This window comes from Streptomyces sp. NPDC005791, from assembly GCF_042871485.1.
Taxonomy (GTDB): domain Bacteria; phylum Actinomycetota; class Actinomycetes; order Streptomycetales; family Streptomycetaceae; genus Streptomyces.
Map to the genome: position 1 here is coordinate 63,162 of NZ_JBIAIP010000016.1, position 24,729 is coordinate 87,890.

Below are 24,729 nucleotides of genomic sequence, written 5' to 3' on the forward strand. Positions count from 1 at the left end.
CCCCCGGGCCCCGGCGTCATCGGCGAAATGACCGACGGCGGATCCGGATGACTCCCGCCCGCGACCGGCACCGACGATTGCGGGCGGGGCCCGGACGGGTTCGTCACCCGTCGCCCTTCTCAGCCGGCGGACTCGCCCGCGTGCGGGCTCAGCACACCGGCTGCGATCAGGACGAACAGCACGATGCCCAGAACGACGCGGTAGATGACGAACGGCATGAAGCTCTTCGTCGTGATGAACTTCATGAACCACGCGATGACCGCGTAGCCGACCACGAACGCGATGATCGTCGCGAAGATGGTCGGCCCCCAGGAGACGTGCCCCTCGCCCGCGTCCTTCAGCTCGTACGCCCCCGAGGCCAGCACCGCCGGAATCGCCAGCAGGAAGGAGTAGCGGGCCGCCGCCTCACGGGTGTAGCCCATGAGCAGGCCACCGCTGATCGTCGCCCCCGAGCGGGAGACACCCGGGATCAGGGCCATCGCCTGGCAGAAGCCGAAGATCAGACCGTCCCTGACACCCAGTTCCTTCAGTGACTTGCGCTCCTTGATCGCCCGGTGCTTGCCGCCGGTCTCGTCACGGGCCGCGAGCCGGTCCGCGATGCCGAGGACGATGCCCAGCACGATCAGCGTGGTCGCGATCAGACGCAGATCACGGAACGGACCCTCGATCTGGTCCTTGAGCGTGATGCCGAGTACACCGATGGGAATCGAGCCGATGATGACCAGCCAGCCCATCTGGGCGTCGTGATCGCCTCGCATCGAGGAATTGGTCAGCGACCGGGACCAGGCCGAGATGATCCGGGCGATGTCCTTGCGGAAGTAGATGAGGACCGCGGTCTCCGTGCCGATCTGTGTGATCGCGGTGAACGCCGCTCCCGGGTCGTGCCAGCCCGCGAATGCCGCGGTCAGCCGCAGATGCGCGCTGGAGGAGATCGGCAGGAACTCGGTCAGTCCCTGAACGAGGCCCAGGACGAATGATTCGAACCAGCTCATGGGGCTTAGGCCATCCCGGAGGTACTCATGCAACGGCCGACGGACGCGAAGGCCGTCGGCGGCGTGCGGATGCGGTCAGAAAGGGGGACGGGACGCCACGGCCCCGGACATCCTCTGTCGGTCGCGCGCAGCGTATCGCCTGCAGGTGAACAGACTTCCGCCTGCCCCTGCCTATGCCGCGCCGTCCGCCTCCTGGGACGCCGCGCCGTCCGTGCCCGCCAGTCGGTGCCGCCGGCGCCAGGCCACCAGCGCCGCTCCCGCGCCGGACAGCACGATGAAACCCATCGCTGCCAGGAACACCGGCGACGTCGGTGAGGAGGCCGTACTGCCCGCGATGACGTACGCGGCCGTGTTCGGGATCGAGCCGAGCCCCGTGGCCAGCAGGAACGGGGGGTATCCCATGCGGGAGGTCGCCGCACAGTAGTTGGCCGCGGCGAACGGCACCCCGGGGAAGAGCCGCAGCGCCAGCATGGACCGGAACCCGTGCCGGCTCAGCAGCCCGTCCGCAGCCTTCAGGTACTTGCCGCGCAACAGTGTCCGGAGCGCGTCCTGACCGAGCACCCTGCCGAGCAGGAAGGAGACACCGGCACCAAGGACGGTACCGGCCAGCGCCGCCGCGAGCCCGGCCTGGGCACCGAACAGCGCACCGGCGGCCAGATTGAGCAGCGGGCGCGGCACAAAAGCCACGGTACACACGCCGTACGCGAGTCCGAACAGCATCGCGGCGGTGGAACCCGTGAGTTGCGGTGGCCAGCCGGAGGCCAGCAACCGCTGTGGTTCGAACAGCAGCATCGTGGTGGCGGCAGCCACGAGGACCGCCACGAGCAGGGAAAACCGGGACCAGGGGGAGAGCAGCGCCCTCGTACAGCGCACTGCTAGGCCGGTGGAGGGCCGTGTTGCGGGGACGGGGTCGAACATTTGGGGAGCGTAACCGAAACAGGTGTGTGATCGCCGTAGCGTGCGGGCGGCGGACGACGAGTCACTCGTCACGCACCCCGGTCCGTCCGGGCGGTGACCCCGGCGGCCCGGCCGGCCCGGAACAAGGCGCGGTCGCCCCAGGCCGCAGTCAGTCGCCGCGCGGACCCCGGAAGTCCACCGAGGTGACGACAACAGCCCCCGTTCCCCCTCGCGCTGCGATCTTCCGACGATCGCTCCAGCGTGTGACGCGCCGTCGGATCCACGGGTTCCCTCCACAGCGCCGCGCGGCAGGCGGGTTCGGACGGCGTGAAAACCATTCGACGCCGTGCCGCCACTCCGCCATGATCAGGGCATGTTCCGGTACGCCTTCCTCGCAGCGCAGTCCGCAGTCGCGGACGCGCCGAAGGCTGCCGTGAGCCTCGCGGCCGCGCGCACCGCAGCAGTCGCAGCAGCAACCGACGCAGCGTTCGCCGCTGCCGCAGCGCCCTTCGGCGGCGCCCGAAGCTGACCCTCCCCCGACAGTCCGGCGGACCCCGCAAGGGGAGGGTCGGCGGGGCCCTGGGGTCTTCTCTTCAGCTTCGAGAACCAAGGAACGAGCCATGCCCAAGACGGCATACGTGCGCACCAAGCCCCACCTCAACATCGGCACCATGGGCCACGTCGACCACGGCAAGACCACCCTGACCGCCGCCATCACCAAGGTGCTCAGCGACCGCGGGACCGGCACCTTCGTGCCGTTCGACCGGATCGACCGGGCCCCGGAGGAGGCGCAGCGCGGCATCACCATCAACATCTCGCACGTCGAGTACGAGACCGACACGCGGCACTACGCGCACGTCGACATGCCCGGACACGCCGACTACATCAAGAACATGGTCACCGGAGCGGCCCAGCTCGACGGGGCGATCCTCGTGGTCTCCGCACTCGACGGCATCATGCCGCAGACCGCGGAGCACGTCCTGCTGGCCCGTCAGGTCGGCGTCGACCACATCGTCGTCGCCCTCAACAAGGCCGACGCGGGCGACCCCGAACTCACCGACCTGGTCGAGCTGGAGGTCCGCGAACTGCTCTCCGCGCACGGTTACGGCGGGGACACCGTGCCCGTCGTGCGGGTGTCGGGGCTCGGTGCGCTCCAGGGAGACCCACGCTGGACGGCGTCCATCGAGGGGCTGCTGGACGCCGTCGACACGTACGTACCGATGCCGGTGCGTTACACCGACGCGCCGTTCCTCCTGTCCGTGGAGAACGTGCTCACCATCACGGGCCGCGGCACCGTCGTCACCGGAGCCGTGGAACGCGGCACGGTGCGTGTCGGGGACCGGGTGTCGGTGCTCGGCGCGGAGGTGGAGACGGTCGTCACCGGCCTGGAGACCTTCGGGAAGCCGATGGAGTCCGCGGAGGCCGGAGACAACGTCGCGCTGTTGCTGCGTGGGGTCGAGCGCGACCGGGTCCGTCGCGGCCATGTGGTGGCGGCGCCCGGCAGCGTCACTCCGAGCCGGCGCTTCACCGCGCAGGTGTACGTCCTGTCGGCCGGGGAAGGGGGCCGGACCACGCCGGTCACCACGGGCTACCGGCCGCAGTTCTACATCCGTACGGCGGATGTCGTCGGGGACGTCGACCTCGGCGAGGCGGTGGTGGCACGGCCCGGGGACACGGTCACCATGACCGTCGAGCTCGGCCGTGACGTCCCGCTGGAGTCCGGTCTCGGCTTCGCGATCCGCGAGGGCGGACGCACGGTCGGCGCCGGTACGGTCACCGGCCTGCTCTGACGGCACCGACGCGGCCCGCCTTCCCCGCCCCCGGGAGGGCGGGCCGCACCTTCTGCGGCAGACTGGGCCCATGGCAGACACAGCTCTCGTACTGGGTGCCGGAGGCGTCACCGGCACCGCCTGGGAAACCGGCGTCCTGCACGGACTCGCCAAGGCGGGCGTCGACCTCTCCACCGCCGACCTGATCGTCGGGAGTTCGGCCGGCGCCATCGTCGGGACGCAACTCGCCTTCGGACCTGCCGGCGTCGGCGACCTCTACGCGCGGCAACTGGCCGCCCCGGAGGATGAGAAGGGGCCGACCGGCCGGCTCGGCCCCGTCACCGTCCTGCGTTACGCGAGAGCGGTGCTCTCCTCCCGTACGCCCGACGAGTACGGCCGGAAGCTGGGAGCCCTGGCCCTGAACAGCCGGCCCGGTGCGACCGCGGACGAACGGCGCGAGATGATCGCGAGTCTGCTTCCGTCGTCGGAATGGCCCGAACGGAAACTGCTGGTCACCGCCGTGGACGCGGACACCGGCGCGCTGCACACCTTCGACCGGACGGGCACGGTCACGCTCGCGGACGCCGTCACCGCCAGCTGCGCCGTTCCAGCCGTCTGGCCCGTCGTCGGCGCCGACGGAGGGAACTGGATCGACGGGGGCGTGCACTCCCCGGCCAACGCCCATCTGGCCGCCGGTTACGAACGCGTCGTCGTGATCGCCCCCACCGCCAGTGGCAACAAAGTGATCGTCTCGCCCCGCGCACAAGCCGCCGAACTGGAGGCCGCCGGGGCGCGAGTCGAGGTCATCACACCGGACGCCGACACCCGCAGGGCCATCGGCCGTAACTCCCTGGACCCCGCACGACGGGCCGCGGCAGCCCGGGCCGGGCTCGCCCAGTCCGCCGCGCACACCGAAGCGGTCGCCGCGGTGTGGAACGGCTGACCGGCGGGAAGAGCCCCCGGCGCCCGGCACAATGAGGGAGTGCACGAGCCGATACCCGTCATCCGGGACACCGATTGCGGTACCGCCAGGCTGCTGCCCGACGTCGACCGGGACCGGGCCTGGCTGCTCACGGTCGACGGCGCCCCGCAGTCGTACGTCGATCTCGACGCACCGGAGCACCTCGAATTCGAGTACGTACGCCGGCTCGGCCACGTCGTGGACCGGGCCGGCGCGCCGGGGACGCCGCTGGACGTGGTGCATCTCGGGGGTGGCGCACTCACGTTGCCCCGCTACGTCGCGGCGACCCGGCCGGGGTCACGGCAGGACGTGGCCGAGGCGGACCGGGGGCTCGTCGACCTGGTGGGCGAACATCTGCCGCTGCCCGAGGGGGCCGGCGTGACCGTGCACGGCACCGATGCGCGGGAGTGGATCGAGGAGGCGCCGGAAGGTTCCGCGGACCTCCTGATCGCCGACGTCTTCGGTGGCTCACGCGTACCGGCGCACCTCACCTCCGTCGAGTACGCGCGGGCCGCCGGACGGGTGCTGCGGAAGGACGGCGTCTACGCGGCCAACCTGGCCGACAGCGCTCCGTTCACCTTCCTGCGCGCACAACTGGCCAACTTCGCCGAAGTGTTCGATGAGCTGGCGCTCATCGCCGAACCGGCCGTCCTGCGCGGTCGGCGGTTCGGCAACGCCGTGCTGCTCGCCTCCCGGGGCACCCTCGATCTCGCGCCGCTCGCCAGGCTGTGCGCCGCCGACGCGTTTCCCGCGCGGGTCGAGTACGGTGCGGCGCTCACCCGGCTCATCGGTGGTGCGAAGCCGGTGCGGGACAGTGAGGCCGTGGCCTCACCCGAGCCCCCCGACGGCGCCTTCAGCATCGGCTGACTCCCTCGCCCGCGCGGGGACGCCGACCTCCTTCACGGTGCTGCGGCGGGTCAGATTCCGTACGTCCGGGACAAGCAGCACGCCCGCCGTCACCAGCACGATCAGCGCGGCACAGCCCCACAGGGCCTCACTGCGGCCGACCAGCGTCTCCACCGGGCCGGCCGCAGCCGTGGCCAGCGGCACCATGGCGACCGAGCCGAACCAGTCGTAGGCCGCGACCCGGGACAGCTTCTCCTCCGGTATCTCCTGGTGCAGGGCCGTCATCCAGGACACACCGAACACCTCGATGGCGACCCCCGTCAGGAACATCACCGCGCAGAGGCCGGTCACCGGCAGCGGGATCGCGAGCCCAGCTGACGGCAGGGCGAGCGGGAACACGCACAGCGTCCCGGCCAGCAGCAGCCGCCGCGGTTTCCACCGCATCATCAGCAGCGCCCCGCCCAGCGTGCCGACCCCGAAGGCCGCGAGGGCGAATCCCCAGGGGCGGGCGCCTCCGAGCTCGTCCCGCGCCACCAGCGGCCCGTACACCGCCTCGGCGGCACCGACGACGGCCACGACCACGGAGAACTGCAGCACGACGGCCCACAGCCAGGGGCGCCCGGCGACCTCCTGCCAGCCCTCCCGGAGATCGGCGAGCAGTCCGCCGCCCGGTGCGCGCGCGGGAATGTGGCTCACGTTCAGGAAGGCCCGCAGCACCCCGGCGACCGCGAACGCCGCCGCGTCGACCGCCAGCACCCATCCCGGGTCCATGGCCGCGATCATGGCGCCGCCGAGTGCGGCGCCGCCGATGGCCGCGCCGTGCATCGACATCCGGAAGAAGGCGAAGGCACGGGCTGCCTGTTCACCGGTGACGCTGGACATCAGCATGCCCTCGGCCGCCGGACCGAAGAAGGCCTGCCCGGTGCCGCAGAGCGCCGTCAGCAGCATCATCTGCCACAGTTCGGCGCCCCCGGTGAGTACCAGCCAGGCGAACACCGCCTGCGAGACACAGTTGAGCGTGTTCGCGGCCACCATCACCCGATGACGCGGCAGCCGGTCCGCGACCGCGCCGCCGATCAGCAGGAAGAGCACCAGCGGCGCCGTACGCGCGGCGGCGACCAGACCGACGTCGCCGCTGTCGCCGCCCGACTCGAGAACCGCGAAGGCCGCCGCGATCAGCGCACCGTTGGTGCCCAGGCTCGTGATGATCGCGGCGGCGGTCAGCAGACCGAAGTTGCGGCCTGCCGGCGCGGACGGCGGGGCCGGAGAGGGCGAGGAGTCGGCGGAAGTCACCAAGGGACTATCCCCGCATCCGCCCCCTCCCGCCAAACGGGTGGACCGGGCCGGGTGGGCCGGAGGCTCAGGACGCGGTCTCCGCGCCCTCCGTCAGACGTACCGTGCTGAGTATCTTCTGGATGGTGGCGTCCGGGAGTTCGTCGTCGACACCGGCGTTGGCGTAGAGGATCCAGGACGAGTACTCGTCCTTGGCGTTCTTGAAGCTGAACGCGATCGACTTGCCGTCGGTGTCGCACTTGTTCTTCTTGGCCAGACCGGTGGCGGTGGCCGTGACGACGCTGCCCGAGAGGCCGGACTTGGTCGTGTACGGCTTGGGCTTGCCGATCTTGAGCTTCTCCTTCGGGTCCTCCTGCGCGTAGGCGGCCCACACCCAGTTGCCCGCCTCGTTCGTGGCAGCCTCGTCCGTGTTCTTGGCGCCCTGGCCGCCCTTGGTACCGACACCGGCGAGGCCGGTGTCCTCCTTGGAGCCGTCCTTGTCCGTGTCGTCGACGCACCACTTGCTCTTGTAGTGCGCGGGCGCGGAGAAGCCGACCACCGGCGGACCCGTGGGATCCTTCGCGTCCTCGAAACCTGAGATCACACCGGTGCTCGCCACCTCCCAGTCGCCGGGCACGTCGAACTGCGTGCCCCACTTGGGATTGGTCACGACCTTCCAGCCCGGAACCGTCGGGGCGGCGTCCTCGCCGCCCCGTGGGTTCGCCGCGGGTGTGGACGCCGCGTCGGACGTCTTCGCCGACGGGGACGCCTTGCCGTCGGCCACCTCGGAGCCGCCCTCGTCGTCGTCCTTGTTCATGACGACGACACCGGTGACGACCGCCGCGATGACGACCGCGGTGGCCGCGAGGACGGCGACGAGCGTCGTCTTCTTCTTGTCCGGCTGCGGGCCGCCCGGCCCGCCGGGTACGGCGTACTGCGGCACGGTGGGCTGCTGGTACGGGTTCGGCTGCGGGTACCCCTGCTGGCCCTGCTGCTGGTATCCCGGCTGCTGGTAGGGGTTCGGCTGTTGGTACCCCGGCTGCTGGTACGGGTTCTGGTTCTGGTCCTGCGGGTTCTGCTCGCCCCCGGGCGGCTGCTGTCCTGGCCACATGGCCAGTAACCATAGAGGTGCGGGGCAGCCTCTGCTACGGGCACCCCTGTGAGGGGATGGTCAACATGCGCTACCCGCTAGTAACATCGCCGTCATGAGTACTGAAGAGATGACAGTCGGCGACATCCTGTCCGCGAGCGTCCCGATGGTCCGGACCCTCGGCATCACCTACCTGGAGACGACCGCGGAGCGCGCCGTCCTCTCGCTCCCCGACCGGGACGAGTACCGCAACCACCTCGGCGGCCCCCATGCCGGAGCGATGTTCACGCTCGCCGAGTCGGCGAGCGGCGCGATCGTCGTCGCCGCGTTCGGCGACCAGATGTCCAGGGCCGTACCGCTGCCCGTCACCACGGAGATGGCCTTCAAGAAGGTGGCCATGGGAGCCCTCACCGCGACCGCCGTGCTGGGCCGCCCGGCAGTCGAGGTCGTCGCCGAACTGGACGAGGGGAGGCGTCCGGAATTCCCTGTGAGCGTCGAGATCCGGCGCGCGGACGGTGCAGTCACCAGCGAGATGAACGTGATCTGGACGCTGCGTCCGAACCGCTGACCGCGTCCCGACCGCGCGCCCCCGGTCCGGGGGCGGCGGTCGCTGTCACGGCCGTCCGGCCCGGTAGGCTGCCCGCCGTGCACCACCCGTGGTGCACGGCTGCAGATCTCTTACGGGAAGGACCCGCGTTGCACGTCCAGGAGTGGCTCGAGACCGTCCCCGCGGTCAGCATTTACCTCCTGGTGGGGGTCGTCATCGGACTCGAGAGTCTGGGTATTCCGCTGCCCGGCGAGATCATCCTCGTGAGTTCGGCGCTCCTCGCCTCCCAGCACGGCGACATCGACCCCGTGGTGCTCGGCGCCTGCGCGTCGGCCGGGGCGATCATCGGTGACTCGATCGGTTACGCCATCGGCCGCAAGGGAGGTCGCCCGCTGCTCGCCTGGTGCGGCGGGAAGTTCCCCAAGCACTTCGGGGAACCACAGATCGCCATGGCGGAGCGGTCGTTCGAGAAGTGGGGCGTGTGGGCGGTCTTCTTCGGCCGATTCGTCGCCCTGCTGCGCATCTTCGCGGGGCCGCTGGCCGGTGTCCTGCGCATGCCGTACTGGAAGTTTCTGATCGCCAATGTGCTCGGTGGAATCGTCTGGGCCGGAGGCACCACCGCGGTCGTCTACTCGGTGGGGGTCGTCGCCGAGGCCTGGCTCAAGCGCTTCTCGTGGCTGGGGCTGCTGGCGGCCGTGCTGATCGGTGTGGTCTCCATGCTGGTGCTGAAGAACCGTGCCAAGAAGGCCGCGGAGCAGGCGGGCCGGTCCGTGGCGGCGCCCGAGCCGGAGGCGGTCCCGGCCGACTGACCCGGCGCGGACCCTGGCCGTGCGGAGGGATCAGCCCTCGCCGGGGGCGAGCCCTGGTCAGGGGCCGGCCGTGCGGTGGGATCAGCCCTGCTGGTGCGCCTCACGGTGGGCCTTCGCCAGCTCCACGTAACCGGCCGCGTTGAGGGCGATGCCCTCACGCTCCTCGGCGGTCAGCTCCCGCTTGACCTTGGCGGGGACGCCGGCGACGAGCGAGCCCGGCGGCACACGCATTCCCTGCGGTACGAGGGCCTGCGCCGCGATCAGTGAACCCGCGCCGATGTGCGCGCCGTTGAGCACCGTGGCGCCCATGCCGACCAGGACGTCGTCCTCGATGACACAGCCGTGCAGGACGGCGTTGTGACCGACGGAGACCCTGGCGCCCACGGTCATCGGGAAGCCGGGGTCGGTGTGCACGCTGCAGTTGTCCTGGATGTTGCTCTGGGCACCGAGGGAGATCGGGCCGCCGTCGCCGCGCAGCACGGCGTGGTACCAGATGCTGGAGCCCGCGGCCATCGACACCTCGCCGACGACGACGGAGGTCGGCGCGAGGAAGGCGTCCGGGTCGATGTCCGGTTCCTTGCCACCGATACCGGTGACCAATGCCCGCTCTGCCATCGCCTGCTCCTCCGCTGGGGTGTGGTGCGCTCGGCGCCCCTTGCTCCGCACGAACCGTAATGGACGGGCCCGGGTACCGGACGGGTGGGGTGAACATCACAGCTCGTCGCACGGATCCGCTCCGGCCGGGCCGACTACCGTGAACGGGTGCCGAAGAACCGGAACTTGCTCTCCACCCTGGCCATCCGGCGGCGTGGTGTGACGTCCCGCGCCGTCCATCGCGTCTGGGCCTGGGTGCAGGAGACCGGAGCGGTCACCGCGCAGCACCCCGGACGGCTGCGTTTCGGCCGTATCGGTACGGGAACGCGGCTCGCCTTCCCGCAGGGCACGGTCTTCGGGGAGCCGTGGATCGAACTGGGCGACCACTGCATCATCGGTGAACAGGTGACGCTCACGGCGGGACTGATGCCCGATCTTGACCTGGGCACCGAGACCGTCCTGACCTTGGGCGACGGTGTGGTGCTGGGCCGGGGCAGCCATGTCATCGCCGACACCACCGTGTCGATCGGCTCGGACACCTACTGCGGGCCGTACGTCTACATCACCTCCACCAACCACAGTTACGACGATCCTCACGAGCCGGTCGGCAAGCAATGGCCGCGCATGGAGCCGGTCGTGATCGGCCCCGGATGCTGGATCGGCACCGGAGCGGTGATCCTTCCGGGGGCCAGGCTCGGCCGCAACGTGGTGGTCGCGGCAGGAGCCGTCGTCCGCGGAGAGGTCCCCGATCACGCGGTGGTGGCGGGGGCGCCCGCCCGGGTGGTGCGGAGCTGGGACCCGGACCAGGGCTGGCAGCCGCCGCTTCGTACGCCCGCCCCGGTGCCGATCCCCGACGGGGTCACACCCGAGCAGCTGGCCGCCGTGGCGCTGCTGCTGGAGGACGCGGCCGAGGGCACCTGACCGGGGCATTCCTACGGGGGCGCCTCGCAGTACAGTGCGTCGATCGGGTGGGTGGGCCGCTCCTCGGTGCAGTACTTTCGACTCTGGCATCCAGAATGATGGACGGAACGTGTCTGACCTCGATCAGCTCACCCAGGCGCTCGCGCGTAACCTCAAGCGCTGGCGAGGCGAGCGCGGTTTCACCCTTGACACTCTCGCGGCCCGAGCGGGGGTCAGCCGCGGCATGATCATCCAGATCGAGCAGGCGCGTACGAACCCGAGCGTCGGTACCACCGTCAAGCTAGCCGACGCCTTGGGCATCAGCATCACCACCCTGCTCGACCACGAGCAGGGGCCCCATGTGCGGCTGGTGCCCGAGATCCAGGCGGTGCGCATGTGGTCGACGGAGGCCGGCAGCGCGAGCACCCTGCTGGTGGGCACGGAGGCCGGAGGGCCGGTCGAGCTCTGGTCCTGGCATCTGATGCCAGGCGACAGCAGCGCGTCGGATCCGCACCCCGAAGGGACGGTGGAACTCCTCCACGTCACGGCGGGTGCGCTGACTCTCGTCGTGGACGGCGAGGCCCACACGGTGCCCGCCGGCACCTCGGCGGCCTTCGAGGCCCATGTGCCGCACAGCTACCGCAACGACGGCAGCGAGCCCACCGATCTGACCATGGTGGTGTCGATTCCGCCGGTCCGCCGGGAAGGCAGGTGAGCGGGTCGCGCGCTGCCCGGACACCTTCGGCGGCCGGGGAGCGGCGTACTCAGCAGCCGTCGGCCCGATGGTCCTGCAGCCATTGTGCCGCGAAGTCGACGGCCGCGCGGAGGGGGAACAGTCGGCTTCGGGCCGCCCCCACCCCGCCGGTGCCCACCGCATCGGCTCGCGCGCGCACGAAGTCGTCCCCGAGGGCGGCGAAGTCACTGTCGTCCAGAGCGATGTCCTCGTACTCCCACCAGAGTCCGCCCGTGCCTTCCGCGGCCACCACACAGCGGTAGAGACGGCGGGGCGGACCGGGGCGGCGGTACTCCGCGAGGTGGAACGCCGTGCAGCTGTCGAAGCCCGTGCCCAGGAGCAGGACCTGAGCGTCGGCCTCGTACAGCCTGGCGAGCGGGGACTCCTCGCCCAGATGGCAGTCCCGGCGGTGGCCGGCGAGGAGCTGCCCGGCCGCCGGTCCGAGCGCGGCGAACGAGGTCTGAGGATGGGTGCTCCGCAGCGCGCCCGGAGCCCGCCGCACCGCCTCGGCGAGCGCGCCCATCGTGGGTGCGGGAGTGACCGCCGGGTCGAACGCGGGCATCGCCGCACGCACCGCCGCACGGGCCTCCACGCCCAGACCGCGGACCCGCTGCAGGTAGGAGCGCGAAGTGTCGGAATTCTCCGGGGTGAAGGCAGGGACGACCACCGTTCCCTCCGGGCCCAGAGCCGCACGCAAGGCGGCGGCCATGCTGTCCGCGTCCCCGCCCACGGAGCGCATCGAGGCGTGCACCAGCAGCACACCGCCCCGCCGCACGCCGAGCTCGTACAGCTGGGTGGCGGCGCGTTCACCGCCGCGGTGGAGGGGCTGGGGCACAGCGGACATTCTCCCGGCCGGTAGCATTCGGCGACACCCCGCCCGTCAGCCGCGGGACTCCAGGCGGGGTATCTCGATCGCCGGGCAGCGGTCCATCACCATGGCCAGGCCCGCCGCGCGCGTGCGCTCGTACGCCCCCTCGTCGATCACACCCAGCTGGAACCAGACCGCCTTCGCGCCGACCGCCACCGCCTCGTCGGCGACACCGCCCGCCAGGTCGCTGTTGACGAAGACATCCACCACGTCGACGGGGAAGGGGATGTCCGCCAGCGAGGCGTATCCCTGTTCGCCGTGGACCGTCTCCGTCTTGGGGTGGACGGGCACCACCTTCTTGCCGAAGCGCTTGAGGACCTCTGCCACCCCGTAGGCCGCGCGGGAGCGGTTGGCGGACAGGCCGACCACCGCCCAGGTGTCCCCCGTCTCCTGGAGGATCCTGCGAACCGTCTCATCGTCTGCGTACATGCCCGGACAACGGACGGCCCCGCCGGACCATTCCCGACGGGCGATGGGAAGACCCGGCCGGAACGGCACATAGGGTGGACCGATGCAGGAGCAGTACCGGACAGTCGCCCGCGCGGGCGTGCACGAGACCGAGGTCAGCCGATCGCGCTTCCTCTGCGCGCTCGCCCCCGCCGCCACCGAGCGGGAGGCGCAGGAGTTCATCGCGCGCATCCGCAAGGAGCACCCCACCGCCAACCACAACTGCTTCGCCTACGTCATCGGCGCTGACGCCTCCGTACAGAAGGCGAGTGACGACGGCGAGCCCGGCGGTACGGCGGGCGTCCCCATGCTGCAGATGCTCATGCGCCGGGAGGTGCGGTACGCCGCCGCCGTCGTCACCCGTTATTTCGGCGGTGTCAAGCTCGGCGCGGGCGGGCTGATCCGGGCGTACGGGGGTGCGGTCGGCGAAGCGCTCGACGCGCTCGGCACCACCGCCCGCCGCCGGTTCCGCCTCGCCACCGTCACGGTCGACCACCAGCGGGCGGGCAAGCTGGAGAACGACCTGCGCGCCACCGGGCGGGCCGTTCGCGAGGTGACCTACGCGGAGGCCGTGACGTTCGCCATCGGGCTGCCGGACGCCGACGTCGACGGTTTCAGCGCATGGCTGGCCGACGCCACGGCAGGTTCCGCGACGCTCACACTGGGCGGCGAGGCGTACGGGGATGTCTGAGCCCGATGAGGGAGCAGGGGCCGTGCGGCATCAGCGCGGCCGGGCCCGCCGCGGATACCCGGGGTGGGCGGGGAGCCGGACCGGTGCGGTCCTGGGGCGGAGGAAGTGGAACATGCGGGTCGTAGCCGTCGGAGTGACGTCGTGAGGATTCTGCACACCTCGGACTGGCACCTCGGGCGGTCCTTCCACCGGGTCCCGATGCTCGACGCCCAGGCCGCCTACCTGGACCACCTCGTCGCGACGGTACGGGAACACGCCGTCGACGTGGTCGTCGTGGCGGGCGACGTCTACGACCGGGCCGTACCGCCGCTGTCAGCCGTCCAGCTGTTCGACGGCGCGCTGCACAGACTGGCCGCCGCCGGGGTACCCACCGTCATGATCTCGGGAAACCACGACTCCGCCCGCAGGCTCGGTGTCGGCGCCGGACTGATGGCGCGGGCCGGGATCCATCTGCGCACCGATCCAGGCCACTGCGCCACCCCGGTCGTACTGCACGACGCACAGGGCGACGTGGCGTTCTACGGGCTGCCCTACCTGGAACCGGCCCTCGTCAAGGACAGCCTGGGCGCGTCGAAGGCGGGGCACGAAGCCGTCCTCACCGCGGCCATGGACCGGGTCCGGGCCGATCTGGCCGCCCGGCCGGACGGCACCCGGTCCGTGGTGCTCGCCCACGCGTTCGTGGCGGGCGGCGCCCCCAGCGACAGTGAGCGCGACATCACGGTCGGAGGTGTCGCCGCCGTCCCCGCCGGGGTCTTCGACGGAGTGGACTACGTGGCCCTCGGTCACCTGCACGGCTGCCAGACGGTCACGGAACGCGTGCGTTACTCGGGCTCACCCCTCGCGTACTCCTTCTCCGAGCACGCGCACCGCAAGACGATGTGGCTGGTCGACCTCGGATCCGGCGGAGCACTCACCGCCGAACGCGTCGACTGCCCGGTGCCGCGCCCGCTCGCCCGGCTCCGCGGGCACATCGGCACGCTGCTCGACGACCCGGCCCTCGAGCGGCACCGGGAATCCTGGGTGGAAGCCACCCTCACCGATCCGGCGCGGCCCGACGATCCGATGGCCCGCCTGGTCGAGCGATTCCCGCACACCCTCAGCCTGGTCTTCGACCCCGAGCGTGCCCCGCAGGACCCCCTCGCGTCGTACGCCCAGCGGCTCGAAGGACGTGACGACCAGCAGGTGGCGGAGGACTTCGTGGCCCATGTACGCGGCGGAAGCGGCCCGAGCGCCCAGGAACGGGCTGTGCTGAGCGCGGCCTTCGACGACGTACGGGTCGCCGACGGAGTCGACGAGGTGTCCCGATGAGGTTGCACAAGCTCACCCTGACCGCGTTCGGGCCCTTCGGCGCCACCCAGGAAGTCGACTTCGACGCCCTGTCCACGGCCGGGATATTCCTGCTGCACGGCCCCACCGGCGCGGGCAAGACCTCCGTTCTCGATGCCGTCTGCTACGGCCTGTACGGGGCGGTGCCCGGTGCCCGGCAGAGCCCCGGCACCTCGCTGCGCAGCGACCACGCCCCGGTGGACCGGCCGACCGAGGTGCGCCTGGAGCTGACAGTCGGGGGGCGGCGCCTGGAAGTGACCAGGCGGCCCGCCCAGCCCCGCCCCAAGAAGAGGGGCGGCGGCTTCACGACCGAGAAGGCACAGAGCTGGCTGCGCGAGTACGACGCCGAGCACGGCTGGAAGGCGCTCAGCCGCTCCCACCAGGAGATCGGCGAGGAGATCGGCGGGCTCCTCGGGATGAGCCGCGACCAGTTCTGCCAAGTGGTGCTCCTGCCGCAGGGCGACTTCGCGCGGTTCCTGCGGGCCGACGCCGAGGCACGCGGCAAGCTGCTCGGCCGACTCTTCGACACCCGCCGTTTCGCGGCCGTCGAGGACCGTCTGGCGGAGCTGCGACGGGCGGCCGAAGCCAGGGTCAGGGCAGGGGACGAGCAGATCCTCGCTCTCGCCCAGCGCATCGCGCAGGCGGCCGGGCCCGCGGCGGAGGAGACGCCGCTGCCCGAGGAACGGCCCGGTGAACCCGGTCTCGCCGAAGGGGTCCTGCAGTGGGCCGCCGCCGCGCGCAGCGGAGCGCGTGAACGGCTCGACATCGCCCGGTGCGTCCTGACCGAGGCGGAAGAGCGGACTACCGCGGCCGGCCACGCACTGGAGGCCGAGCGCGAACTCGCCCGGCTGCAGCAGCGGTACGAGGAGACCCGCCGCCGTGCCGCGGGACTGGAGGACCGCCGCGCGGAACGCGACCGCTGCCACGAACAGCTGGCACGGGCGCGCAAGGCGGATCTGGTGGCCCCGGCGCTCGATCTCCGCGACGAGGCCGAGCGGGCCCACCGCGCGGCTGTCGGGGCCCTTGAGCGGTCCCGCGCCGGGCTGCCTGCCGAGTTGGCCGAGGCGGGCTTCGAACAGCTGGCCGACAGGGAACGCGGACTGCGGGTGGAGCTGGGCGCACTCGACGCCGCCCGGCGGGCCGAACGGCGCAGCCGGGAGATCGACGCCGAACGGGACGGCCTGGAACGGCAGACCTGCTCCGACGAGGAGCTGATCCAGGAGGCGGCGGAATGGCTGGCCGGCTGGGACACCACCCACCGGACCCTCAGGGAGGCCGTGGAGACGGCGCAGGACGCCGCGACCCGCGCGGAACAGCTGGCAGGCCGTCTCGACCCCGCGCGCAGGAGGCTGGAGGCGGCACGCCGGCGCGACGCGCTCGGTGCGCAGGAGGAGACCACGGCCGCGGCCCTGACCAGAGCCCGCGAGCGTGCGGTGGACGCGCACGAGAGGTGGCTGGCGCTACGCGAACAGCGGCTGCGTGGCATCGCGGCGGAACTGGCCGGTCAGCTCGTCGCCGGTGTGGCCTGTACGGTGTGCGGCTCGGACGAGCACCCCGAGCCGGCCCGTGCGGAGGCCGGCCATGTGGACCGGGCCACGGAGGAGGAGGCACTCGCCGCCCACCAGCGGGCCGACCGGGCCCGTGCGGAGGCCGAGAGCGAGCTCGGGGTCCTGCGCGAACGCCTTGCCGCGGCGCGGGCGCAGGCGGCGGCCCCGGACGACGGAACCGATGCCACCGGGCCGGCGCGCCGCGACTCCGCGTCCGTGGCCGAACTGCGGGCGGTCGTGGACCGCCTGACCCGGGATCACACGGACGCGCACCGTCTGGCGGCGGGAACACACGCGGCCCGGGAAGCCCTCGCCGCCGCGGAGCGTGAGCACCTCGGCCGGCTCGACGACCGGCAACAGGCCGAGCGGCGTGCGGCTGCCCGCACCTCGCACCGCGAGGCGCTCGACCGCGAACAACACGCACTGCAGGCTGAGTTGCTGAAGGCCCGGGGTGCCTGTGCCACGGTGGCCGAGCACGCGGAGCTGCTGGAACGGCGTGCCGGGCTGCTGGCCGACGCGGCGGAGGCGCTCCGCGCCGAACAGGATGCGGCCGAGCGGCTCAAGGAAGCAGACGGCAGGCTGGCCGACGCCGCTTTCCGGGCCGGATTCGACACGCCGCAGGCCGCCGCCGCCAGGCTCCTCGGCGACACCGCGCAGCGGGAGCTGCAACGCCGGATCGACACCTGGCAGACGGAGGCCGCCACGATCGCCGACCGGCTGGCCGAGGAGGATGCCCGATCCGCCGCCGCCCGGGCGCCCGCCAAGCCGGAAGAGGCCCAGGTGGCATACGACCTGGCCTCGAAGGCGCTGCGCGACAGCGCCTCGGCGCACGCCGCCGCGCAGGAGCGCAGTGCGGAGCTGGTCAGGCTCTCCCGCCGGGCCGAGGACGAGGTGCGCGCCTTGGGGCCACTGCGGCAGGAGCACGAGAGCGTGGCCCGTCTCGCCGGTCTGACCGCGGGCACCTCCGTGGACAACGAGCGCAAGATGCGCCTGGAGGCGTACGTCCTGGCTGCTCGCCTCGAACAGGTGGCCGCCGCGGCGACGGTGCGCCTCCAACGGATGTCGTCGGGCCGCTACACGCTGGTCCACTCCGATGAGCGCAGCGGCGCGCGCAGGGCGGGGCTCGGACTGCATGTCGTCGACTCATGGACGGGCCGGGAGCGGGACACGGCCACGCTGTCCGGCGGAGAAACCTTCTTCGCCTCGCTCGCGCTGGCCCTGGGCCTCGCCGACGTGGTGACGGACGAGGCGGGCGGCGTACGACTGGACACGCTCTTCATCGACGAGGGCTTCGGCAGCCTCGACGACCAGACGCTGGACGAGGTCCTCGACGTCCTGGACTCGCTGCGCGAACGCGACCGCAGCGTCGGCATCGTCAGCCACGTGGCAGACCTGCGGCGCCGGATCCCCGCCCAGCTGGAGGTCGTGAAGGAACGGCACGGATCGGCGGTGGTCCACCGGGCGGGCGGCACGCTCAGCGGCTGATCGGGCGACGGGGCAGGGGCGAGGAGTACACGATGCTGGTGGTCACGGAGCCGAGGGTGCCGATCCTTCCCGTGACCTCCTCCAGGTGCCGCATCGACCTGGCGGTCACCTTCAGGACGAAGCAGTCGTCCCCGGTCACATGGTGGGCCTCGATGATCTCGGGCGTCGTGCCCGTCAGATCGTGGAACGGCTTGTAGTTGCCGTTCGGGTAGCGCAGCCGTACCAGGGCGAGGATCGGCAGCCCCAGTCGCTCCGGGTCCACCACGGCGGCGTACCCGCTGATCACCCCCACCTCTTCGAGACGGCGGACCCGCTCCGTGACGGCGCTCGGGGACATCGCCACTGCGCGGGCCAGGTCGGCGTAGCTCGCGCGTCCGTCACGTTGCAGGACGTCGAGGATGCGCCAGTCCGTGGCGTCCGGGGAATACTCGGTCATGGACGGCAGACAACAGGGAAATCCACTGGAGATCAAACGGTGTGCCGGGGATCACCGCTTCCGGAGAGGGCGGGACAACCGTAGATTTTCGGTCATGACCGCACAGAACACCGCTGCCAACGGCCACTCCGTCCTCCAGGTGCCTCCCGCCTCCCCGGCCGCCGCCGTCGCGTACTTCGGCGCCTCGCTCGCCTTTCACACGGACGTTTCCGACGTGGCCACAGCCCTGGAAGCCGACGGCGACCCCGGCTTCGTCGTACTGGACTCCCGGTCCGCAGTGTCCTGGGACCAGGGGCACGTCCCCGGCGCTGTACACCTGCCGAGCGCCATCATCGCGGAGCAGGCGCCCGGACTCCTCGACCCGTCCGTCCCCGTGGTCACGTACTGCTGGGGCCCAGGCTGCGACGGCGCGACGCGAGCCGCTCTGGCGCTCGCCGAACTCGGTTACCGGGTCAAGGTGATGCTCGGCGGGTTCGAGTACTGGGTACGCGAGGGATTCGCCTTCGAGAGCTGGGAAGGACCGCAGCGGCGCACCGCCGATACGCTCACCGCGCCCGCGGGCGCAGAGGACTGCGGCTGCTGAACGGGCGCGGGCGGCTCACGGGCCGAGGAGCGCGGTGAACAGGCGGCGCCCGTCGTCGTCGGCGGGCAGGCCGCTGACCTGCCCGTCACCGACCTCCACCACCCGCCACGTCCCGTCCTCCCGTAGCGCCATGTCGGTGGTCACCCATCGGCAGCCGAGCGCGCGCACGGCCTCACCGACGGCGTCCAGTTCGGGTGAGGGCACCTGGTTGGGGGTGTCGGGGTGGGCGGTCACGTGCACGGGCTCACCGTCCACCCACCACACGCGTGCCTCGCCGCCCGGCAGGAACGGCTCGTACGCGCGCAGGACCACACCGCCGGCCAGGAACTCCCCCTGCAGTTCGACGAAGCGCTCGACGACCCGGGCGAGCCGGCCCGCGTCCCCCAGCTCCGGCACGAAGCACGCCTCCAGCCACTCGTGCTTGCGGGACTTCACGAAGTCCTTGACGATGCCGGGGCCGGGCCCGAGATCCCCGGCGAGCTCCGACCACACGGAAGGATGCGGCAGGACCTCTCCTGCGGACAGGGAGCACCAGACGCTGCGGGGGGTGAGACCGGTGAACACCTCGTACCAGCCCGGGAGTTCATGGGCGGTGCGGTATGCCGTGGCGTCGGTGAGCAACGCGCAGCCACGGGCGGTGAGAGCGCGCCCCAACTCCGCGTAGCGGGCGGGCGGGATCATCCAGCCCCGGTACCAGTACGGTCCCGAGTCACGCCCCACCCGGGCGACGGCGGTCTCCACGTCCCCGGCCAGCAGCGCGTCGTGATCGACCGGAGAGATCTGCGCACCGGCGCGCCGGGCCGCAGCCGCCTCCCGGCCGAACTGCGGATCGGGGTGCCGCGGCCGTAGCGGGTCGCAGCAGAACAGGAAACCGGGCGGAGCCATACGCAAGCGTCCTTCGGGCCGTCGGCGGAAGAGCGAAAGGGGTCGGGGGCCGGACGATCGTGTCCGGCCCCCCGGCCCCGCCTGGATCAGAGCTTGGACAGCTCGTCCACCAGGTCGTCCAGGCCGAGCGACCCCTGCGACAGGGCCGCCATGTGCCAGGCCTTGAGGTCGAACGCGTCGCCGTGGGCCTTCCGGGCGTTCTCCCGGCCCAGCAGCCAGGCTCGCTCCCCCAGCTTGTAACCGATCGCCTGCCCCGGCATCGACAGGTAGCGGGTCAGCTCGCTCTCCACGAAGTCGGCGGGCCGGCCGCTGTGGCTGCCGAAGAACTCCTGAGCCAGAGCGGGCGTCCACCGCTCACCCGGACGGAACGGTGAGTCCGAGGGGATCTCCAGCTCCAGGTGCATGCCGATGTCGACGATCACCCGGCAGGCACGCATCATCTGCGCGTCCAGGTAGCCGAGGCGGCGCTCCGCGTCGGGCAGGAAGCCCAGTTCGTCCATGAGCCGCTCCGCGTACAGGGCCCAGCCCTCGGCGTTGGCGCTGACCTGGCCGACCGACGCCTGGTAGCGCGAGAGGCTGTCGGCGACGTGCGTCCACTGCGCGATCTGCAGGTGGTGGCCCGGCACGCCCTCGTGGTACCAGGTCGACACCAGGTCGTAGACGGGGAAGCGGGTCTCACCCATGGTGGGGAGCCACGTGCGGCCGGGTCGCGAGAAGTCCTCCGAGGGCCCGGTGTAGTACGGAGCGGCGGCGCCCCCCGCGGGCGCGATCCGCGACTCCACCTTGCGGACCCGCTCGGCGAGTTCGAAGTGAGTGCCGTCGAGCGCCTCGATGGCCTCGTCCATCAGGCTCTGCAGCCAGACGCGGACCTCGTCCACGCCCTCGATGTGCTTGCCGTGCACATCGAGGTGGGCGAGCGCCTCCCAAGGGCCCGCGCCCGGCAGAACCTTGTCCGCCTCGGTCTTCATCTCGGCCAGCAGCCGGTGGTATTCGGACCAGCCGTACGCGTACGCCTCGTCGAGATCCAGATCCGTGCCGTTGAACTGGCGCGACCAGCGGGCGTAGCGCTCCCGGCCGACGGTGTCGGGGGCGCCCTCGACGGCGGGGGCGTACACCTCCCTCATCCAGTCACGCAGCGAGACCAGGGCAGCGGTGGCCTGCCCGGCCGCCTCGTCCAGCTCCGTGCGCAGCGATCCGGGGCCCTCGGTCACGAACTCCTGGAAGAATCCCGGGCCGTTCTCGCCCGCCCAGGTACCCAGCTGGCCGATGAACGTGGCGGTCGGACGCGGGCCACCGTACAGCTTGCGCTCCAGACCGAGCGCGAGCGAGGCGCGATACCCCTCCAGCGAGGCCGGTACCGCACGCAGGCGGTCCACGACCGCAGCCCAGTCCTCGTCCGTCGCGGTCGGTGTCGCCGCGAACACATCACGGAGGCTGTGGGCCGGGGAGTGGATGTTGGAAACGGCCCGGAGCCCCTCCTCGGCGTCGTGGATGGCGAGTTCGGCCGTCAGGCGTTCCCGCAACAGCCGCGCGCAACGCCTCTCCTCATCGCTGTCCGCGCCCGGCACCTGCTCCGCGGCGTCGAGTTGCACCAGGGTGGCGCGTACGAGGTCGGCCATGGCGGCCTGACCGGCGGGTGAGAAATCGGGCAGCAGGCGGGAGCTTTCCGCGACACCGAGATAGGTACCGGTGATCGGGTCGAGTTCGATGTATGCGTCGACGTAGGCGTCGGCGACCTGGCGCGGCAGAGCGCTGCTCGATGTGTCTGACATGTGGACATCTTCGTACGGCGAGGGCCTCCACGTCACGCGGGGACGGGACTTCGGCCGAAGGGAGATCCTTCATGGCGCGCAGGAGCCCGGGCCCGACTCCGGGGTGGCGGCCGGATTCCGTGCGCCGGCCGCGGGTGGCATCAGCGGGCCGCATTCCCACTGCTGGAAGATGAGCCGGGTCTCCACGCGGGCCACCTCGCGGCGCGAGGTGAACTCGTCCAGCACGAGGCGTTGCAGATCCGTCGGGTCGGCGACGGCCACGTGCACGAGATAGTCGTCCGGTCCGGTGAGATGGAAGAACGCCCGGGACTCCGCAAGCGCCCTGACCCGTTCGACGAACGGACCGATGAGCTCCCGGCGGTGCGGCCGCACCTGAACCAGGAGGAGGGCCTCCAGGCCGCGGCCGAGCCGCGCCGGATCGAGCCGCAGCCGGTGCCCGAGGATGACACCGGACCGGCGCAGTCGCGCCACGCGGTCCAGACAGGTGGACGGTGCCACTCCGACCTCGGCGGCCAGCTCCCGGTACGTCGTCCGCGCATCGTTCTGCAGAAGGCGCAGAATGTGCAGATCAACCGGATCGAGAGCGACGGATTCAGGCATTCGGCGAACGTAGCACGGCATGCTGGCGCCATCGGCCGGTTGATGTTCAGGCTGGTGTCATGGACACCGAAGCCTCCTCGCTGATATCCCAGCCCTCCTTCCGGTCCAGGGCGCTCGCCACCGAAGCCGTGCACGCCGGACGCGACGATCTCGCCCCTCTCGGACTGCATGCCGCGCCGATCGACCTGTCCACCACCTATCCCTCGTACGACTCCCGGGGCGAGGCCGAGCGTATCGACGCCTTCGCCACCACCGGGGCCAGGCCCGACGGCCCGCCCGTGTACGCACGGCTGGACAACCCGACCACGGCGCGTTTCGAAACAGCACTGGCCCGGCTGGAAGGCGCAGACAGTGCGGTCGCCTTCGCCAGCGGAATGGCGGCGCTGACCGCCGTCCTGCTGGCCCGCGCGAGTCTCGGCCTGCGGCATGTGGTCGCGGTGCGTCCGCTCTACGGCTGCAGCGACCACCTCCTGGGCGCCGGGCTGCTGGGTACCGAGGTGACCTGGACGGACCCGGCGGGCATCGCCGAAGCGATCCGCCCGGACACGGGTCTGGTGATGGTCGAGACGCCCGCCAACCCGACGCTGGCCGAGATCGACATCCGCGCCGTGGCGCACTCCTGCGGCTCCGTGCCGCTTCTGGTCGACAACACCTTCGCCACGCCCGTACTGCAGCGGCCGCTCGAACACGGTGCCCGGATCGTGCTGCACAGCGCCACCAAGTACCTGGGCGGGCACGGCGATGTGATGGGCGGCGTCGTCGCCTGCGACGAGGAGTTCGCCGCGACCCTGCGGCAGGTGCGGTTCGCCACCGGAGGCGTGCTGCATCCGATGGCCGGCTATCTGCTGCTGCGAGGGCTGTCCACGCTGCCGGTACGGGTCCGGGCCGCGTCCGCCGCCGCGGCGGAACTGGCCCGCAGGCTCGCGGCCGACCCCCGCGTCGCGCGGGTGCACTATCCGGAGGTGGGCGGCGCGATGGTGTCGTTCGAGGTCTTCGGGGATCCGCACGGCATCATCGCGGGAGTCCGGCTGATCACGCCCGCCGTGAGCCTCGGCAGCGTGGACACGCTCATCCAGCATCCGGCCTCCATCAGCCACCGCATCGTGGGTGAGGGAGACCGGAGGGCCGCGGGCGTCCATGACCGTCTGCTGCGCATGTCGGTCGGCCTCGAGGACGTCGAGGACCTCTGGGCGGATCTCTGTCAGGCGCTCAGTGCTGTTCCGCCTGTTCGGGGCGGGGGAGCGGCCGCAGTGTCGAAGGAGCGCCCGAGCGGGTCGCCGGTTCGGTTGTCGGCTGGGACCGCTGGGCAGGAGGCCCGGCCAGTCGAGCGGTGACGACCAGGGTGCCTTCCTCGATCTGGTAGTCGAGAGGCAGCGAGAGCGCCCGCATGGCGGCCACCATCCCGGTGTTGTGCGCCTGCGTCACCGCGTACACGCTCTCGCAACCCGCCTCGACGGCCAGGGCCACCAGCCGGCCGAGCAGCTCGGAACCGATGCCGCGGCGCTGCCAGTCGTCCTCGACGAGGAGGGCGACCTCGGTCTCGTCCCCGTCCCAGAGCAGATGACCCAGCGCGACCAGCTGGCCGGAGGCCGTCTGCACGGCGAGCGTGCGGCCGAAGCGCGGGCTCAGCAGGTGGTCCAGATACCGGTCCGCGTCACGCACCGGGCCGTGGTACCGCAGGCCGAGGGTCTGTTCGGAGCAGCGGCCGTGCATGGCGAGGGCCGCGTCGAGGTCACCGCGGTCCGCGCGGCGTACGGTGATCTCGTCGCCCTCGGGCAGGGTGAGGACGTCCTCGCTGCGCGGCACGCGCGGGCCGAGCCGTGCGTCGAGCTCGACCAGGGCCCGGGCACGGGCGAACTCGGTCGGGGTGAAGGGCAGATAGGGGCGCTCGACGGTGATGACACCGCCCGACGGATCGCGGAGCCGCATCACGGTGTCCTCCAGGACACCTTCCACCGGTGCGCTCTCCCCTGTGGGGCGGTCCGTGACCGACAGGGCGGGCAGCGAGTGGATGGTGCACCGGCCCAGGAGCTGGCGCAGGGCCAGCGGGAGCTCCGCCGCGTCCAGAGCGGTGCGGGTGGCGAGGCCGAGGACCCGGGTGGGCGTGTCCACCAGGTCGTGGGCGTCCGCGCGTTCGATCCAGGTGGCGGACCCGCCGGCGGCGGCTACCTCCCGGGTGAGCTGCTGGGCAGGCAGTGCGGCGGGCGCCCGCAGCAGGAATTCGTCGACCGTGCCCTGGGCCAGCGGGTGCGTCTGCAGGGTGAGGATGTCGATCCGGTGACGGGCAAGGGCGATGCAGAGGGCCGCGAGGGTGCCTGGGGCATCCCTCACGGTCGTCCGCATCCGCCACAGCACTGTTGTGCCTTCGCCGGTCTCGTCGGTGGCCTCATCGGCGCCGGCCGAGGGGAGGCCGGTGCCGCTATCGGTGTCCGGCGGCGGCGCGTGGCTGTGCCGCCGTGCCCACCACGTGTGGAAGGCGGCCGTGGCGACCAGGGCCACTGCCGAGGCGACGAGCAGATAGGGGCCGTCGGGCTGGTGCCCGATCAGGTTGGCGATCGCGTCGGCCACGGCGACCGCCGTGAAGAGCGCGGCCAGTTCGATCAGGTCCCGCCGCCAGTGGTGCGGACGGCGGGCACTCTTCGCGGATGTCACATCAGTCATGCCTTTACTGTGACCGAA

The 24,729-nt window shown here is 71.7% G+C and carries 24 protein-coding genes and 1 pseudogene; 13 read left to right on the top strand and 12 right to left on the bottom strand.

Annotation, left to right across the window (positions count from 1 at the left end):
- Positions 1 to 119: 119 nt before the first annotated feature.
- Positions 120 to 992, bottom strand: a complete 873-nt coding sequence (locus ACFYSH_RS27575; RefSeq protein ID WP_359473369.1) for an undecaprenyl-diphosphate phosphatase — start codon at positions 990 to 992, stop codon at positions 120 to 122.
- A gap of 171 nt (positions 993 to 1,163) precedes the next feature.
- A complete protein-coding gene (locus ACFYSH_RS27580; RefSeq protein WP_359473372.1) occupies positions 1,164 to 1,910 on the bottom strand; it encodes a TVP38/TMEM64 family protein in 747 nt (248 codons plus the stop codon).
- A 352-nt stretch (positions 1,911 to 2,262) separates the two neighbouring features.
- Between ACFYSH_RS27580 and ACFYSH_RS27585 the strand changes: the two genes are divergently transcribed.
- From ACFYSH_RS27585 to ACFYSH_RS27600, 4 genes are all read left to right on the top strand, one after another.
- A complete protein-coding gene (locus ACFYSH_RS27585) occupies positions 2,263 to 2,418 on the top strand; it encodes a hypothetical protein (protein ID WP_359473375.1) in 156 nt (51 codons plus the stop codon).
- 91 nt (positions 2,419 to 2,509) lie between these two features.
- A complete protein-coding gene (gene tuf / locus ACFYSH_RS27590) occupies positions 2,510 to 3,679 on the top strand; it encodes an elongation factor Tu (protein ID WP_359473378.1) in 1,170 nt (389 codons plus the stop codon).
- A 70-nt stretch (positions 3,680 to 3,749) separates the two neighbouring features.
- On the top strand, positions 3,750 to 4,601 hold the full coding sequence (locus tag ACFYSH_RS27595) for a patatin-like phospholipase family protein (RefSeq protein WP_359473381.1): 852 nt from the start codon (positions 3,750 to 3,752) through the stop codon (positions 4,599 to 4,601).
- Positions 4,602 to 4,640: 39 nt separating this feature from the next.
- Positions 4,641 to 5,486, top strand: coding sequence for a spermidine synthase (locus ACFYSH_RS27600; RefSeq protein WP_388756059.1), 846 nt, complete (start codon positions 4,641 to 4,643; stop codon positions 5,484 to 5,486).
- On the opposite strand, the gene ACFYSH_RS27605 is transcribed toward ACFYSH_RS27600, so the two are convergent.
- Both ACFYSH_RS27605 and ACFYSH_RS27610 read right to left on the bottom strand, forming a co-directional pair.
- Positions 5,448 to 6,758, bottom strand: coding sequence for an MFS transporter (locus tag ACFYSH_RS27605; protein ID WP_359473387.1), 1,311 nt, complete (start codon positions 6,756 to 6,758; stop codon positions 5,448 to 5,450). The genes ACFYSH_RS27600 and ACFYSH_RS27605 overlap by 39 nt on opposite strands.
- A gap of 67 nt (positions 6,759 to 6,825) precedes the next feature.
- On the bottom strand, positions 6,826 to 7,848 hold the full coding sequence (locus ACFYSH_RS27610; protein WP_359473390.1) for a hypothetical protein: 1,023 nt from the start codon (positions 7,846 to 7,848) through the stop codon (positions 6,826 to 6,828).
- A gap of 109 nt (positions 7,849 to 7,957) precedes the next feature.
- Between ACFYSH_RS27610 and ACFYSH_RS27615 the strand changes: the two genes are divergently transcribed.
- The gene (locus ACFYSH_RS27615; RefSeq protein ID WP_359473479.1) at positions 7,958 to 8,395 is read left to right on the top strand and encodes a DUF4442 domain-containing protein; all 438 of its coding nucleotides are present in this window, start codon (positions 7,958 to 7,960) and stop codon (positions 8,393 to 8,395) included.
- Between the two features lie 128 nt (positions 8,396 to 8,523).
- Entirely contained in the window at positions 8,524 to 9,183 is a 660-nt protein-coding gene (locus tag ACFYSH_RS27620) for a DedA family protein (protein ID WP_359473393.1), read from the top strand.
- Between the two features lie 81 nt (positions 9,184 to 9,264).
- On the opposite strand, the gene ACFYSH_RS27625 is transcribed toward ACFYSH_RS27620, so the two are convergent.
- Positions 9,265 to 9,798 (bottom strand): gamma carbonic anhydrase family protein, encoded by a 534-nt coding sequence (locus ACFYSH_RS27625; protein WP_359473396.1) that lies wholly within the window; start codon positions 9,796 to 9,798, stop codon positions 9,265 to 9,267.
- Positions 9,799 to 9,945: 147 nt separating this feature from the next.
- Here ACFYSH_RS27625 and ACFYSH_RS27630 point away from each other — a divergent pair, with 147 nt between their 5' ends.
- Positions 9,946 to 10,698 carry an acyltransferase gene (locus ACFYSH_RS27630; protein ID WP_359473399.1) on the top strand — a complete coding sequence of 251 codons (753 nt, stop codon included), beginning with the start codon at positions 9,946 to 9,948 and terminating at the stop codon, positions 10,696 to 10,698.
- Between the two features lie 109 nt (positions 10,699 to 10,807).
- Entirely contained in the window at positions 10,808 to 11,392 is a 585-nt protein-coding gene (locus ACFYSH_RS27635; RefSeq protein WP_388756064.1) for a helix-turn-helix domain-containing protein, read from the top strand.
- A gap of 49 nt (positions 11,393 to 11,441) precedes the next feature.
- Here ACFYSH_RS27635 and ACFYSH_RS27640 read toward each other — a convergent pair whose 3' ends face one another.
- Together ACFYSH_RS27640 and ACFYSH_RS27645 are read right to left on the bottom strand one after the other, a co-directional pair.
- On the bottom strand, positions 11,442 to 12,254 hold the full coding sequence (locus ACFYSH_RS27640; protein WP_359473405.1) for an AAC(3) family N-acetyltransferase: 813 nt from the start codon (positions 12,252 to 12,254) through the stop codon (positions 11,442 to 11,444).
- 36 nt (positions 12,255 to 12,290) lie between these two features.
- A complete protein-coding gene (locus tag ACFYSH_RS27645) occupies positions 12,291 to 12,707 on the bottom strand; it encodes a CoA-binding protein (protein WP_359473407.1) in 417 nt (138 codons plus the stop codon).
- 82 nt (positions 12,708 to 12,789) lie between these two features.
- On the opposite strand from ACFYSH_RS27645, the gene ACFYSH_RS27650 reads away from it, so the two are divergent.
- The 3 genes from ACFYSH_RS27650 (at position 12,790) to ACFYSH_RS27660 (ending at position 17,774) form a co-directional block, all read left to right on the top strand.
- Complete coding sequence (locus ACFYSH_RS27650) at positions 12,790 to 13,416, top strand: YigZ family protein (RefSeq protein WP_388756067.1); 627 nt, start codon at positions 12,790 to 12,792, stop codon at positions 13,414 to 13,416.
- Between the two features lie 141 nt (positions 13,417 to 13,557).
- Complete coding sequence (locus ACFYSH_RS27655) at positions 13,558 to 14,724, top strand: exonuclease SbcCD subunit D (RefSeq protein ID WP_359473412.1); 1,167 nt, start codon at positions 13,558 to 13,560, stop codon at positions 14,722 to 14,724.
- Entirely contained in the window at positions 14,721 to 17,774 is a 3,054-nt protein-coding gene (locus ACFYSH_RS27660) for an AAA family ATPase (RefSeq protein ID WP_388756070.1), read from the top strand. Before ACFYSH_RS27655 ends, ACFYSH_RS27660 begins: the two co-directional genes overlap by 4 nt.
- Here ACFYSH_RS27660 and ACFYSH_RS27665 read toward each other — a convergent pair.
- Positions 17,764 to 18,210: an Lrp/AsnC family transcriptional regulator gene (locus ACFYSH_RS27665; protein ID WP_359473418.1), complete on the bottom strand. Its 447-nt coding sequence runs from the start codon at positions 18,208 to 18,210 to the stop codon at positions 17,764 to 17,766. The genes ACFYSH_RS27660 and ACFYSH_RS27665 overlap by 11 nt on opposite strands.
- A 94-nt stretch (positions 18,211 to 18,304) precedes the next feature.
- Between ACFYSH_RS27665 and ACFYSH_RS27670 the strand changes: the two genes are divergently transcribed.
- Positions 18,305 to 18,793 carry a rhodanese-like domain-containing protein gene (locus ACFYSH_RS27670; protein WP_359473421.1) on the top strand — a complete coding sequence of 163 codons (489 nt, stop codon included), beginning with the start codon at positions 18,305 to 18,307 and terminating at the stop codon, positions 18,791 to 18,793.
- Between the two features lie 15 nt (positions 18,794 to 18,808).
- On the opposite strand, the gene ACFYSH_RS27675 is transcribed toward ACFYSH_RS27670, so the two are convergent.
- The 3 genes from ACFYSH_RS27675 to ACFYSH_RS27685 all read right to left on the bottom strand — a co-directional run bounded on the left by ACFYSH_RS27675 (position 18,809) and on the right by ACFYSH_RS27685 (position 22,050).
- A complete protein-coding gene (locus tag ACFYSH_RS27675) occupies positions 18,809 to 19,678 on the bottom strand; it encodes an ATP-grasp domain-containing protein (RefSeq protein ID WP_359473424.1) in 870 nt (289 codons plus the stop codon).
- Positions 19,679 to 19,764: 86 nt separating this feature from the next.
- Entirely contained in the window at positions 19,765 to 21,450 is a 1,686-nt protein-coding gene (locus tag ACFYSH_RS27680; protein WP_359473427.1) for a DUF885 domain-containing protein, read from the bottom strand.
- A 69-nt stretch (positions 21,451 to 21,519) separates the two neighbouring features.
- Entirely contained in the window at positions 21,520 to 22,050 is a 531-nt protein-coding gene (locus ACFYSH_RS27685; protein ID WP_359473430.1) for an Lrp/AsnC family transcriptional regulator, read from the bottom strand.
- Positions 22,051 to 22,109: 59 nt separating this feature from the next.
- Here ACFYSH_RS27685 and ACFYSH_RS27690 point away from each other — a divergent pair, with 59 nt between their 5' ends.
- Positions 22,110 to 23,384, top strand: a complete 1,275-nt coding sequence (locus ACFYSH_RS27690; RefSeq protein ID WP_359473433.1) for a PLP-dependent transferase — start codon at positions 22,110 to 22,112, stop codon at positions 23,382 to 23,384.
- Here ACFYSH_RS27690 and ACFYSH_RS27695 read toward each other — a convergent pair.
- Positions 23,305 to 24,711 (bottom strand): annotated as a pseudogene (locus ACFYSH_RS27695) (GNAT family N-acetyltransferase); the annotation flags it as partial. The gene ACFYSH_RS27690 and the pseudogene ACFYSH_RS27695 sit on opposite strands and share 80 nt — an antisense overlap.
- Positions 24,712 to 24,729 lie beyond the last annotated feature (18 nt).